Source organism: Candidatus Thiodiazotropha sp. CDECU1 (genome assembly GCF_963455295.1).
Taxonomy (GTDB): domain Bacteria; phylum Pseudomonadota; class Gammaproteobacteria; order Chromatiales; family Chromatiaceae; genus Thiodiazotropha.
The window spans coordinates 389,644-402,562 of the sequence record NZ_OY734020.1; the positions used below are offsets into that span (position 1 = coordinate 389,644).

Genomic DNA, 12,919 nt, shown 5'->3' on the forward strand with positions numbered 1-12,919 from the left:
ATGTAAACCGCTCTCCGTTTTTCCCCAGTTATTTCAACTATTTCCATTGTGTTTAATAGCGTTGGAATCATACGGATGAACCTATAATTAAAGTGACATCTACGGATATATAACAAAATATCGTGACAAACTTTAACATCTGTTTTGAATAAATCAACGGAAAATGATCAAATATCCGAAGAAATTACATTTTAGTAAGATTTAAATGTGAGAGATGGGTGGTGAAAGAGATACCTGAGGGGATGTGGCTGTTACTAGCGCTGGCCGAAACTGATGAAGATTTCGCAAATTTAGAGAAAAAGTATGGAAAACTAGGTGGTGGAACTGGAGACGTATCAATTCACGATTTGCGAGCTATCGATATTGAGATATTGCAAGCAGCTGTACGTATGTCAATGCATACTATAGGTAAAGAAACCCGTGATAAATGGGATCCACAACTAGTAAACCACTTATATAAACATGATGAATTTGAAAACGACCGAAACCCAAAAGAAAAAGCTATTGATTCATTGCTAGATTACTTGAATACAGGCCTAAGGTTTGAAGAGGTGATTGTACAAGCAGAGTGGGAAGGGGCAGGTATCATTCTAAAACCCTTAACTCGTACGTTAATAGCAAAAGCTTGGGTGCAGTTGTTTGACGCTATGACTGATCCTATACCCTGGAAAATATGTGAATACTGCAGGAACCCTTTTCCAATTAGACGAAAAGGTGCTGTTTACTGTAGTGATTCATGTCGTGCAGGCGCTTATAAAAAACGTAAGGGAATACTTAAGTGATCGAATATTTCGCCAATGATCCTTTAAATCTCCTATATTTTATCGGCGGCAGTGGTGGTATTTGGTACTGGATTAATCAATGGCGCGACCGAATTCGTATCCGAGTTCGATTACAAAAAGAAACTTTTGATCTTGCATCTGAAAATGATCTCAAAGTAAAAGTAGAATATGAAATTGAGAATGTTGGAAGTCGAACAACTTCATTAGAGCCAACAGTGTTTGTTTCGGGCTACACGCCAAAAAAGGAGTATGTCCAAGCCTCATTTGAAATAAGCGATTTAGAAAGGGAGTTGCCCCCTTTTAAACCAAAAATGTTTAGAGCGGCATTTAAAATAGGTGCTGTATATCCATTCCTCCTTTTTATTTCATATACATTTCGACCGACTAGGGGTATCGGGAAAAGACTGCGTGTTTGGTCTATCGGAAAACGACACATTGGATTTGTGAGATTTTATTATGAATTACTTCGTTTTAAATTATTTGGCATATACGACAAGCCAAGTGAACCAAATTCATAAATAAATATGTTGTCGACATACCTCTAACTATCTGATCTTTAAGGGTCGAAAAACAAGTTTTGTTGTCGACATTTCTTTGTAACCCTTTGATTATAAAAAACTGTGCAACAGATTTGTAATCAGCTGGTCGGGGGTTCGAATCCTCTCGCCGGCTCCAATGATATTAATAGTCTGACTCGATTTTGTTACTACAGGCTATGCTGAAATGTTGTCAACCCGATGGTCGTCACCATCATGACCTCATGCCGAAACTGATTGCCTGTGGTTGCCATCCTTTGCTGGCCTGCCGGAATCACCCTAGCGGTTAATTTCCCACTATTGGTGTATACCTTGGTTATATCGTGATCCTTGTCACAACCCTCTTCATCGTTACTTAAGTTTATTCGTAGATACTAGAATCGGCAGAAACCCAGATTCAGGCCCAAGAGGTAGTACGGTGGTAGAGAACGATCTAATCATCATTGCCGCGATATTGGCTCTCGCGCTTTTTTCCCTAGGGATTACCCTGCTCGCACGACGGAGAAAAACACTCCTTGGTGTGGGACACGGTTCTAGCCAGGATTCTGCATCTTCTCCGGTGGGTGGTAATAGCCAGGTGAAACAGAGTTCCTCAACTGAAAGTGGATTGGATATCACCATTACCTTCAGTGATAGCAGGCAACAGTTTCGCTGGAATGGTACAAGCGATTCCCTGCTGGAGTTTGCCGAATCCCGAGGTATTGAGGTTGAATGTCTGTGCCGGGCAGGTGAGTGTGGCTCCTGCCGTACCAAGCTTGTTGAAGGCGAGGTGGAATATCATCAGAAACCGGCTATAAATCCGGGGCGTGGCTATTGTCTAATGTGTATCTCAAAACCAAAATCCAATCTCATACTGCAAAGATAGAGCGCTGTTACTGCTGTTAAGTTACTTCTTCCCTGATTCAGTTTGTCGCGTGAAGGAAACTTTGCAGGTACTCAAACGATCGATCAATATTTTTTCACAGAATTTGAAGAGCAGAAAAAATATCATGGCGAATATCCCGGTCAACACCAGTTCCATTGTCTGAATCAGTGCGCCTTCCCGTAAAGCTATGAGCCCGTAGGTCAGGATGAAATTCCAGTTAGCGGCAAACAGGCGAAATATATTGACTGTCATTGCGCCGAAAACAAGACCCGATGCAATAAGCACAAAGAATGTGGCGAACGGATGCTTGTAGAAGCGTTGATATAGGTTCATTGCATAACCCTCAAACTGATAGGTGGTGGGGCCAAGGGCGGACTGCATAGCCGTCACTTGGTATCTGCTCCGGATTGTAAAATCATAGTGTAAGTAAACTACTACAGCTATGGTTTGAGTGACTGTATGCTTGTGTCATGGTTTCAGATGACGATTCCTGTCCTGTAAAGAAGGCTGGGATAACTCTTGTTATCTCGCTGTGATAAATACGTGATAATTGTCCTCAAGAATTGAGTTACGTCCATGGCGCAGCCTTGGCGTTTAAGTCTATTTACAACAGATACTCAGTTAAGCCGAAGGAGATATATCCATGATTACGCGCAGAAAGTTAGCCTCTCTTGCACTCGCCTCCACAGCCGCCACCCTGTTTTCCGTTGCCCCAATGGCCACGGTACAGGCAGGCAGCGATGCAAATGTTCATTGTTATGGCGTCAATAAGTGTAAGGGACACAATGATTGTAAAACCGCCAATAATGCCTGTAAGGGCCAGGCATCATGCAAGGGGCAGGGTTTTGTGAGCATGTCTAAGCATGCCTGCGAAGAGATAGGCGGCTCGGTCGATAAACCGAAGGGATAAGTCAAGCAATGATGGACTGGTGCACTATCCAAGGATAGTGATACCAGTTCTTCAATTGCTTGTATACCAAATATCTATCTGGAGATGAGTCGTGATCGAAGCTGATGACAAGCAAAGGCCTTTTCTGGGTTATGGATTGGGTCTGCGTAGACAACATTACGATGATGTGCTCGATACAAGACCTGACGTGGACTGGTTTGAGGTTATTTCCGAGAACTATATGGTGGATGGGGGGAAACCGCTCCACTACTTGAACCGGATCCGTGAACTCTATCCGATAGTGATGCATGGAGTGTCGCTGTCGATTGGCAGTATGGAGCCACTTGACTATGACTATCTCAAACAATTGAAGCAGTTGATTGGACGGGTGGAGCCGGTCTGGTTCTCCGATCATCTATGCTGGACCGGCGTCGATAAGTTGAACATGCATGACCTTTTGCCCTTACCTTATACAGAGGAGGCGATTGACCATGTGGTGGATCGGGTGTCAAGGGTGCAAGACTACCTTGGACGGCAGATGCTGTTGGAAAATGTCTCGAGTTATATAAATTACAGTGAGTCGCAACTCAGTGAATGGGAGTTTTTGCGCGAAGTTGTAGAACGTGCGGACTGTCTTGTGCTGCTCGACATCAACAACATCTATGTCAGTGCCTTCAACCATAACTTCGATCCCAGCACCTACCTGCAGGCCATGCCCGCTGATCGGATATACCAGATTCACCTGGCGGGCCATACCCGGGAGGAGAACCTGATTATAGATACCCACGATCACCCTATCGCAGATCCGGTATATGATCTTTATGCCGAAGCGGTAGAACGGTTTGGCCGTGTCAGCACGATGATTGAACGCGATGATCATATACCTCCCCTTGCTGATTTGCTGCAGGAGTTGGAGCGTGTGCGGCGTATCGGTGAAGCCGGTAGGGTAGAGCAGGTTGCATGAGAGTGGAAAATGAATAATTTAGGTGAATTACAGGCCCGCATGCAGCGATTCATATTGGATCCTGGAAGCGATGACCAGACTCACTGGGTAAGCGGAGCCGGACGCGCAACACCGCGCTATCAGCTTGAGGTCTATGCAAATGCCTATGTCTCACGCCTGAAAGAGGTGTTGGCAAATGACTATCCGGCGCTGAGTACGGCAATCGACTGTGATCGATTCGATCAGCTCGCAGAGTCGTACATTCAACAACACCCATCTCGCTACTTCAGCCTGCGTGACTATGGCGCTCAATTTCCTGACTATATCGAGCGAAAGATTCATAGCGATCCCTGGTATCGCGATATGGGATGGCTGTCTGAACTTGCCTGGTTTGAGTTGACATTGGGGGATGCCTTCGATGCTGCTGATTGTGGGCCGTTGGCGGAGGAGGATTTAACCGCCATAGCTGCCGAAGATTGGCCGCTCCTGAGGTTTGAGTTCAGTCCCTCTCTGCACCGTCTCGATCTTGAATGGAACGTCCCTGCAATGTGGAAGGCGCTCACCGCGGATCCGCCACAAACAATAGATGCGTTAAGGGAGACGGGTGAAAACGGATGGTTGATCTGGCGCCAGGATCTGGTCACCCGATTCCGTTACCTTGAGCCGGATGAACGGCTGGTCCTCGACTCCCTTCGCAATGGAGCCACCTTCAACGACGCATGTGAACTGCTGGCGATGCAGATAGATGTCGATCGGGTATCGATGCGGGCCGCCGGTCTGCTTAAAGGTTGGATTCAACAGGGCTTGATCGTCGGGGTCCTGCTCACAGATTGAGCCTTGTCTGATTCGGATATCCTGATCATCCACGATATATGTTGATCTTTTAACGACGGCTGTTATCCCGCAAGTGGCGCTGTCATAGGATTTTGATTAGACCGACGCGGGAGTTTTCGGTGGATAGAGGAGATCCAGGGGTATGGATTTTCCATTTTCCATGACTATCCGTGCATGAAAGCGCTTCAGTTCGCGCGGTTCCCGAACGCCGCATGAGTGGGCCAGAAGACCCACCTCATAGTTCATGTTTTTGACATAGTTGGCGACACGTATGGCCTTGTCCTGGGATACCAGCCCACGCTGGAGCTTAGGGTTGTGGGTCGTGATACCTGTAGGGCAGGTGTTCTTATTGCACTGTAGGGCCTGGATACAGCCCAGCGCAAACATGAAACCCCTGGCGGAGGTTACGAAATCGGCGCCAACAGCCAATGCCCAGGCTACACCGGCAGGGGTGATCAGCTTGCCTGAGCAGACAACCTTTACCCGTTCTCTCAGACCGTATTCGCACAACATGTCTACGACCATGGGCAGGCTTTCGTTGAGCGGTAATCCCACATAGTCCATCAATGCCATGGGGGCGGCACCCGTGCCGCCGTCGGCACCGTCAACCGTAATGAAATCGGGAGCATATTCCGATCCTCTCTGGTTGATCTTTTCGAACAGGGTTTCCAGCCATCCGTAGGCACCGACCACGGTCTTGAAGCCAACGGGTTTTCCGGTTACCCGTCGAATCCGTTCAATCATATTCAACAGGTCATCTGCGGAATTGATATCGGGATGTCGATTGGGACTGATAGCGTCCTGGCCAACCTCAATACCCCTGATCCGGGCAATTTCTCGGGTAACCTTGGCGCCTGGCAGGATACCGCCCTTGCCTGGCTTTGCGCCCTGACTGAGTTTGATCTCGAACATGCGCACCCTGTCTTGTGCCGCAATCTCCTCGAGTCTTATATCCGAAAGGTTGCCGTCCCGGTCGCGTACCCCGAATTTGGCCGTGCCGATTTGGAATACCAGGTCGGCGCCACCCTCGAGATGGTAGGGTGAAAGTCCTCCTTCACCGGTATTCATCCAGCAACCGGCCTGTTGGGCACCGGCCGATAGAGCGCTTATTGCGGGTACCGAGAGCGCACCGAAACTCATCCCGGAGATATTGATGATGGAATCGGTTGTGTAGGGTGTTTTACAGCCAGGGCCAATGACCACCTTGGTGGCGGGTACCGCATCCTCACCCAAGGTTGGATAGGGACAGTTGACGAAGAGTATGGAACCCATCGGACGCAGGTCCCGCGTTGAGCCAAATGCAATCGTGTTATCTTCATTCTTTGCAGCCCGATAGGCCCAGGACCGCTCCGCGCGATTGAAGGGCATCTCTTCCCTGTCCATGGCGAAGAAGTATTGGCGAAAAAACTCACCCAGGTGTTCGAAGAAGTATCGGAATCGACCGATGACCGGGTAGTTGCGGCGTATGGTCTGTTGGGTTTGGGTAACATCGATTATGTAGAGGACGATTATTGTGAGCACGCCCATGCCGAGAATGAAAACAAATATTACCGAGAGTATCTCGAACAGCGTGAATACCCAGCTTTCAGTGACAGCGGTCATCATTGGTTGGCTCCAGTATCAGCTCCAGTATCAACTGGCGACGGGGCAAGGTTCTGTCATTTCACCGAGACGCCGGGTTAGCGCCATGTTCTCCCGATAGTCCACCGGTGCCACAACCAGGCTCGGCCCCTGTTCCCTGAATGCCGCCTCCAGGGTATCGGCGAATTGGCTGCTCTGTTCCACATGATGGCCATGCCAGCCGAATGCACTGGCCAACTGCATCCAATCGGGATTGTCGAAGGAGAGTTTGGTATGCCGACCGAATTCGCTCTCCTGCTTCCAGGCAATCAGACCATAGGCGTGGTCCTCCCAGACGAGCATCACCAGGTTGGTATTGAGTCGTTTGGCGGTCTCCATCTCCTGAACGTTCATCAAAAAACCGGCATCGCCCGAGATGCCGAGAATACGTTGTTGGGGCAGGACCAGACTGGCGGCGATTGCACCAGGCAGGGCGAAGCCCATGGAACAGAAGCCGTTGGGTATCAGGCAGGTATTGGGTTCATGGCAATGGTAGTGGCGGGCAATCCACATTTTATGTGCGCCCACATCGGAAAGAACGATATCCTCAGGCCCCATTACCTTGCGTGCGTCCCACAACATCTTTTGCGGGCGTATGGAACCTGAGGTGTCGTCATTGGCATGCTCTGCCAGTTCATTCTGCATCAGCCGCCTGGTCTCGGCCTGCTGTGACAACTCATAGTCGGGTACGCCATGGGTCGTCAGACGTTCATTCAACATCCATATGGTATGCGCGAGATCGCCAACCAGTTCGAGTTCCGGATGATAATACTCATCGATCTCCGCGGGCAGGAAATCGGCATGCAGAATGGTCTTGTTTTTATGTGGATTCCAGAGTCGCGGGTGGTATTCGACCATGTCGAAACCCAGGGTTATAACCAGGTCTGCGTCATCGATGGCCAGGGTCGGATAGTCCTTGCTGCCGAGTCCGATGGTGTAGAGACAGTAGTCGGCATCCATATCGACTGCGCCCTTGGCCATAAAGGTACTCAATACACCGATCCCTGTTTTCTCGCACATCAGGCGCAGCTGCTTGGCGGCACGCCGTCGAATGGTCCCATTGCCGGCGATAATCACCGGTTTCCTGGCCTTGCTGATCAATGCGAAGGCCTGGTCGGCGATCTTGTCGTCGGCCACCGAGCGGCGAAACCGGCGTGGCTCCAGTGGTTCGGCATCAACCTGGTGTTTCGCAATATCTTCCGAGAGTTCGATATGAACGGCACCGGGTTTTTCGGTGCGTGAAAGGCGCACGGCCTTACGAATGACTTCAGGAATGGTCACCGCATTGTAGATACTGGTGGCCCACTTGGTGACCGGCTTGAACATATCCACCACATCCATGATCTGATGCGACTCCTTGTGCAGGCGCAGGGTGGAGCCCTGTCCGGTCAACACCAACATCGGGGCCCGGTCCATGTTGGCATCTGCAACACCGGTGATCAAGTTGGTGGCGCCAGGTCCGAGAGTACCCAGGCAGGCGGCGGGATTGCCGGTGAGACGACCATATATCTCCGCCATGAAGGCTGCCCCCTGTTCATGACGTGTCAGAATGAACTTGATCTTTTCGGACTCCTCCAGTGACATGATGAAGTCGGCGTTCTCTTCACCCGGCACGCCAAAGATATATTCGATACCCTCATTTTCCAAACACTTCACCATCAGTTCAGATGCCTTCATAGCGAAATCTCCAAGGTCGGTTGGGTCTTGGATTCAATACCCGGACAGTGTGACGCAGGTTTATGCATCTGCATTTTATTATTCTGCGTATAGGTAAATAGTAGCGAACCAAGGGGGCAAAACATGCATTTTTTATAATTCGGTTATAACGATTTTATAACCAGAATATCACGATTGAGCTCTCTGTACTGGGTATAAACTTTGGCATTATCCAAATATGGCTATGTAACTGCATGATTTGAAAGGCTGCTTAGCTTGGTACGAAGAGAATAAGCACAGTTTGGATCATGTTATTAACAATATCCAGTACCCAAAAAATGGCTATTTTTGAATTACACTAGAGCAAAGAGCGAGAGTCGATAACAACTCGCCGATGTGAAGTGACTGATTAAACAAATCCATAATCTGAGGAGTAGACAATGAATAAAACGACCACCTCCGCAATCGTCGCGGGCGCCATCACCACGGCACTCACTCTCTCACCCATGAGTGTGGCAAATGCTGCCGATACCGAGAAGTGTTACGGTGTTGCCAAAGCGGGAAAGAATGATTGTGCGGCCGGCCCCGGTACCAGTTGTGCAGGAACCTCTACCACTGACGGCCAGGGAAATGCCTGGATGCTCGTGCTCAAAGGCACTTGCGAAAAGATTGTAGGCGGCAGCCTGGCAGCGAAATAGTTGGTGTCATCCAAGCATGAATGATGACTCACTGAAAAAGGTGGCAGCCCCGGTACCCGAGAGGGCCGGGGCTGGTTTGAAGCCAAGGCACTATCAGGCGATCATTGAACAACAGCCGGATATCGGATGGTTCGAGGTCCACCCTGAGAACTACATGGGCCGGGGTGGTCCGGCGTTGGCTTACCTTGAACGAATCCGTGCCGATTATCCAATCTCCCTGCACAGTGTCGGCACCTCACTCGGAAGTCACCTGCCTCTGGACAGAGAACATCTGCAGGGTCTGAAGGCCCTGGTCGACCGATTCGAGCCTGGCCTGGTATCGGAACACCTGTCCTGGAGCCATGGCTATGAGTGGTATACCCACGACTTGATGCCACTCTTCTATACCGAACAAACCTTGCAGCTTATCGTGGAACATATCGACCAGGTTCAAGAGTGTCTTGGCAGGGCAATCCTCATCGAAAACCCTTCGACTTATCTGCAGTTCAAACAAAACGAAATACCGGAACATATCTTCTATGTGGAGGCCGCCAAACGTAGCGGTGCAGGCCTGCTTCTGGATATCAACAATGTTTTCGTCTCCTGCGGCAACCATGGTTGGTCTGTGGACGAGTATATGTCGGTGGTTCCCCACGAGATGGTGGCAGAGATACATCTCGCCGGACATTCCATACAAGAGCTGGAGGGAGCGACTCTTCGTGTGGATGATCATGGTTCACCGGTTTGCCAAGAGGTATGGCAGTTGTATGAAAACTATATCAACAGCAACGGTGCAGTACCCACGTTGATTGAGTGGGACAGCAATATCCCTGAATTTCCCGAACTGTTCAGGGAAGTCCGCTTTGCTGAAGAGTTTCTCAGGGCAAACCTTGAGCCATATCATGAAGCCACTGTCTGAATTACAACAGATGTTTTGTGATGGTCTTCGTTCATCGGCGCCCCCTTCAAAGGCGCTCCTGGATGAAATCGTGGATGATGGTCTCCAGTTGCAGAGATTCAACGTCTATAGAAATAACTTCATTGTTTTGAACGGTGATGCCCTTGCCGATATGTATCCGGTTATCAAGCGATTGATTGGTGATCAAGCCTTCCGTGTTCTGGCGACAGCCTATGTACGTGAGCATCCGCCCAAGGATCGCACACTGCTCCTGTATGGTGAGCAATTTGCAGATTTCCTTGCAGCAGTTCCAGAGCTCTCAGGGTTGGCGTATCTGGCTGATGTGGCAAGGTTGGAGTTTGCTTGGACCGCCGCCTATCACGCGGATGATGCATCACCCTTGGAGCAACGGCAGATCTCCAACCTGTCCCCGGATGAGCTGGAAAATCTTCATTTGCGGCCGCACCCTTCGATGCACTGTATTGCCTCCGGCTATCCCCTTTATCGTATCTGGTCTGTCAACCAGAGTGATGGAGTGGATGAAACCATCTCCCTTGATCAGGGTGGATCGCATATCGTCGTGATACGTCCCAGGGTAGAAGTGGAAGTCAGGGAAGTGTCCGCTGGCGCTCTAACGTTTCTGCAGCGGCTGGCCTGGGGTGATGCCATTGGTGAAGCATATTCCCAAGCGACCAAAGTAGAACCGGAGTTTGACCTGAATAGCTATTTCGCCCGACATCTATTCGATGGCACTTTCTGCTCGCTGTGAGTTTTGGAATCTGAATCGTCCGCAAATACGTAACAACAGTAGGCTCAATAACAGACAAAGATAGGATGGTTGATAACCATGAACGCACTCATCGATACATTTCAAAGGCTTTTCGACTTTGTTGGCAGGTCCATCCCGGAGTGGGGGCTTGGACTGCTGGCCAGGGGGGCAATTGCCTATACTTTCTGGTCGTCCGGCCGGAGTAAGGTTTCAGGTTTTCTCGATATCTCCGATTCAACCTTCCTGCTATTCGAACACGAGTATGGGGTACCGTTGATCCCGCCGAATATCGCTGCCCATATGGCGACCTATGCGGAGCACTTTTTTCCTATATTACTGGTCCTGGGTCTGTTCACCCGTTTTGCCGCTCTGTCATTGTTGATCATGACGGCAGTGATCCAGCTGTTTGTCTATCCGGACGCCTGGAACGTGCACATGTGGTGGGCCTTGGCGATGCTCTACCTGATGCGCCATGGGGGCGGTTTGATTTCTCTGGATCACCTGTGGCGAAGGTGAGTCGTCAATTGAATTCTGTTGTCTTTAATTCATTACAAATAGTGATGCCACGGTTTATTCTTGTGTGAATGAACCGTCCTGGAAACTGCGGTTTCTCATGAAAATCCTGTCAAAACAGGTGATAAGCACCAGTCTGTTGCTTTTGCGGTAAGCAACTGACAAATCTACTATAATTACAATCTAATAATAAACACAAACTTTCAGGGTGAAGGCCGGTATTTTCATGGAAGCAGATCATAGAAAGCCTAACTTCAAGCAATCAATGGGGCAGGGTAGAGTAAAGAAACTCTCCTTGATCCCATCCATGAGTCATATCCGTAGACATATATTGGCGATGCTGCTGCTGTTTACCCTTTCACCGGCGACTGGCTCCGAGTGGGTATACACCGTCGTCGATGGGGATAATCTCTGGGATTTCAGTGAAAAGTATTTGGACAGCGTGTTGCGGTTTGAGAAGTTGAGGAAATTAAACAATATTAAGAATCCGAAACGCTTACAGCCGGGCTCCTGGCTCCGGGTGCCGATGAAATGGATAAGAAGCAACGCTGTACCGGCAACACTTGCGGATCATGAAGGCCAAGTGCAGCTTACTCGGGCAGACGGATCTCTTGTGTCACCAATCAAGGCAGGCACCCTGATTCGCCTTGGCGACCAACTAAGGACAGGACCGAAAAGCAGCGCTGCTATCCTGTTTGCGGACAACAGTGCCTTGACCCTTCACAGTCATGGAGAAATGAAGTTTGATCACCTGAGTGCTCATGGCGAGACGGGCATGGTCGATTCCAGGTTGCGTTTGATCAAGGGACGTCTGCAAACAAAGGTGCGGCCATCTGCGGGGCCGGGCTCTCGTTACGAGATCTATACACCATCGGCGATCAGTGCGGTGCGCGGTACCGTATATCGTGCAGCCGTAACCGGCAACGGAACCGGCTCCAATATAGAGGTGTTGGAAGGAAAGGTTGAGGTGAGCGGGGGTGAGAAGCAGCAACTGGTTGGTGCTGGATTCGGCACCCATATTGAGCAAGGCAAGGCACCGACAGCGCCGGTGAAACTCTTGCCGCCACCCACGTTTAATCCGATCCCCGAGGTTGTGCGTCAATTCGATTGGCGATTGCAATGGGATGCGATTGAGGGGGCGGTGAACTACCGCATCGAGGTCAGCCGGGATCGGGAGTTGGCGGTGCTGACCTGGGATCAACTGACGGATCAAACCCACCTCCCACTTCCAGAACTGCCGGACGGTGAATATTGGGTCAGGGTCCGGGGAATAGATGCCAATGGTCTGGAGGGTAACAGCCGCGTCGCCTCTGTGTTACTCGATACCCAACCGCAAGCGCCGCTGTCACTCAACCCGCCGGATGGGACGATTCAAAGAGGCAGCGGGATAGAACTGCAATGGACCAAATCTGAAGATGCGGATAGGTATCTTCTGGAGATCGCCACCGATCAAGGCTTTGAACAGATCGTGCATCGCGTGGGGGATTTACAGGAAACCCGTTATCAAGCCCATATCATCACCGAGCCAGGCACCTACTATTGGCGTGTCACCAGCATTCTCGATACCGAGTTTGGTCCGCCCGGTGTTGTACGTTCATGGCAACTTAGACCGGCCCTTGAAGCGGTAAATTCCACCATTGAGACAACAGATGACAAAGTGACTGCGTCTTGGCAGCATGCGACAAATAGTCAACTCTACCAGGTGCAGCTAGCACTCGATCCAGAGTTCAGCAGCCTCGAGCTGGATCAGAAGACCGATCAGCCGGAGGTCAGTTTTGATCAACTGCATGGTCAGGTTCGTTACTTGAGAGTGCGTGCCATCGATGCCGATGGTTATCAAGGGCCATGGGGGAGTGTGCAGCGTATTGAGCCACCCCTGGATCAGGGTATCTGGGCCATACCGATACTCTTTATCTTAGGTCTGTTCTTTATTTAGC

General features: G+C 50.0%; 14 protein-coding genes. 11 read left to right on the top strand and 3 right to left on the bottom strand.

The genetic code is table 11. The features are described from left to right. Positions 1-221 precede the first annotated feature (221 nt). The 3 genes from R2K28_RS01695 to R2K28_RS20395 all read left to right on the top strand — a co-directional run bounded on the left by R2K28_RS01695 (position 222) and on the right by R2K28_RS20395 (position 2,183). The gene (locus R2K28_RS01695) at positions 222-782 is read left to right on the top strand and encodes a hypothetical protein (RefSeq protein WP_316367695.1); all 561 of its coding nucleotides are present in this window, start codon (positions 222-224) and stop codon (positions 780-782) included. After that, positions 779-1,300: a hypothetical protein gene (locus R2K28_RS01700; RefSeq protein WP_316367696.1), complete on the top strand. Its 522-nt coding sequence runs from the start codon at positions 779-781 to the stop codon at positions 1,298-1,300. Before R2K28_RS01695 ends, R2K28_RS01700 begins: the two co-directional genes overlap by 4 nt. A gap of 595 nt (positions 1,301-1,895) precedes the next feature. Further along, the gene (locus R2K28_RS20395; protein ID WP_442871429.1) at positions 1,896-2,183 is read left to right on the top strand and encodes a 2Fe-2S iron-sulfur cluster-binding protein; all 288 of its coding nucleotides are present in this window, start codon (positions 1,896-1,898) and stop codon (positions 2,181-2,183) included. Positions 2,184-2,204: 21 nt separating this feature from the next. On the opposite strand, the gene R2K28_RS01710 is transcribed toward R2K28_RS20395, so the two are convergent. Further along, complete coding sequence (locus R2K28_RS01710) at positions 2,205-2,573, bottom strand: hypothetical protein (protein WP_316367698.1); 369 nt, start codon at positions 2,571-2,573, stop codon at positions 2,205-2,207. A 253-nt stretch (positions 2,574-2,826) separates the two neighbouring features. Between R2K28_RS01710 and bufA2 the strand changes: the two genes are divergently transcribed. The 3 genes from bufA2 (at position 2,827) to R2K28_RS01725 (ending at position 4,849) form a co-directional block, all read left to right on the top strand. Beyond that, complete coding sequence (bufA2, locus tag R2K28_RS01715) at positions 2,827-3,093, top strand: BufA2 family periplasmic bufferin-type metallophore (protein WP_316367699.1); 267 nt, start codon at positions 2,827-2,829, stop codon at positions 3,091-3,093. 91 nt (positions 3,094-3,184) lie between these two features. Next, a complete protein-coding gene (gene bufB, locus R2K28_RS01720; RefSeq protein ID WP_316367700.1) occupies positions 3,185-4,036 on the top strand; it encodes an MNIO family bufferin maturase in 852 nt (283 codons plus the stop codon). A 9-nt stretch (positions 4,037-4,045) separates the two neighbouring features. After that, a complete protein-coding gene (locus tag R2K28_RS01725; RefSeq protein ID WP_316367701.1) occupies positions 4,046-4,849 on the top strand; it encodes an HvfC/BufC N-terminal domain-containing protein in 804 nt (267 codons plus the stop codon). Positions 4,850-4,945: 96 nt separating this feature from the next. Here R2K28_RS01725 and R2K28_RS01730 read toward each other — a convergent pair whose 3' ends face one another. Continuing rightward, entirely contained in the window at positions 4,946-6,454 is a 1,509-nt protein-coding gene (locus R2K28_RS01730; protein ID WP_316367702.1) for an FMN-binding glutamate synthase family protein, read from the bottom strand. 27 nt (positions 6,455-6,481) lie between these two features. Next, entirely contained in the window at positions 6,482-8,146 is a 1,665-nt protein-coding gene (locus R2K28_RS01735) for an acetolactate synthase large subunit (protein ID WP_316367703.1), read from the bottom strand. Between the two features lie 419 nt (positions 8,147-8,565). Between R2K28_RS01735 and R2K28_RS01740 the strand changes: the two genes are divergently transcribed. The 5 genes from R2K28_RS01740 to R2K28_RS01760 all read left to right on the top strand — a co-directional run bounded on the left by R2K28_RS01740 (position 8,566) and on the right by R2K28_RS01760 (position 12,918). Continuing rightward, positions 8,566-8,823, top strand: a complete 258-nt coding sequence (locus R2K28_RS01740) for a BufA1 family periplasmic bufferin-type metallophore (protein ID WP_116447295.1) — start codon at positions 8,566-8,568, stop codon at positions 8,821-8,823. A gap of 16 nt (positions 8,824-8,839) precedes the next feature. Continuing rightward, a complete protein-coding gene (gene bufB / locus R2K28_RS01745; protein WP_316367704.1) occupies positions 8,840-9,721 on the top strand; it encodes an MNIO family bufferin maturase in 882 nt (293 codons plus the stop codon). Further along, on the top strand, positions 9,705-10,469 hold the full coding sequence (locus R2K28_RS01750; protein ID WP_316367705.1) for a DNA-binding domain-containing protein: 765 nt from the start codon (positions 9,705-9,707) through the stop codon (positions 10,467-10,469). The genes bufB (R2K28_RS01745) and R2K28_RS01750 overlap by 17 nt, the downstream gene beginning before the upstream one ends. A gap of 78 nt (positions 10,470-10,547) precedes the next feature. Next, positions 10,548-10,985 carry a DoxX family protein gene (locus R2K28_RS01755; RefSeq protein WP_316367706.1) on the top strand — a complete coding sequence of 146 codons (438 nt, stop codon included), beginning with the start codon at positions 10,548-10,550 and terminating at the stop codon, positions 10,983-10,985. A gap of 223 nt (positions 10,986-11,208) precedes the next feature. After that, on the top strand, positions 11,209-12,918 hold the full coding sequence (locus R2K28_RS01760; protein WP_316367707.1) for a FecR domain-containing protein: 1,710 nt from the start codon (positions 11,209-11,211) through the stop codon (positions 12,916-12,918). Position 12,919 lies beyond the last annotated feature (1 nt).

Coding starts and splice junctions, on each gene's coding strand:
- bufA2 (WP_316367699.1), top strand. CDS start 2,827: ATGATTACGCGCAGAAAGTTAGCCTCTCTTGCACTCGCCTCCACAGCC.
- R2K28_RS01725 (WP_316367701.1), top strand. CDS start 4,046: ATGAATAATTTAGGTGAATTACAGGCCCGCATGCAGCGATTCATATTG.
- R2K28_RS01730 (WP_316367702.1), bottom strand. CDS start 6,454: ATGATGACCGCTGTCACTGAAAGCTGGGTATTCACGCTGTTCGAGATA.
- R2K28_RS01735 (WP_316367703.1), bottom strand. CDS start 8,146: ATGAAGGCATCTGAACTGATGGTGAAGTGTTTGGAAAATGAGGGTATC.
- R2K28_RS01740 (WP_116447295.1), top strand. CDS start 8,566: ATGAATAAAACGACCACCTCCGCAATCGTCGCGGGCGCCATCACCACG.
- bufB (WP_316367704.1), top strand. CDS start 8,840: ATGAATGATGACTCACTGAAAAAGGTGGCAGCCCCGGTACCCGAGAGG.
- R2K28_RS01750 (WP_316367705.1), top strand. CDS start 9,705: ATGAAGCCACTGTCTGAATTACAACAGATGTTTTGTGATGGTCTTCGT.
- R2K28_RS01755 (WP_316367706.1), top strand. CDS start 10,548: ATGAACGCACTCATCGATACATTTCAAAGGCTTTTCGACTTTGTTGGC.
- R2K28_RS01760 (WP_316367707.1), top strand. CDS start 11,209: ATGGAAGCAGATCATAGAAAGCCTAACTTCAAGCAATCAATGGGGCAG.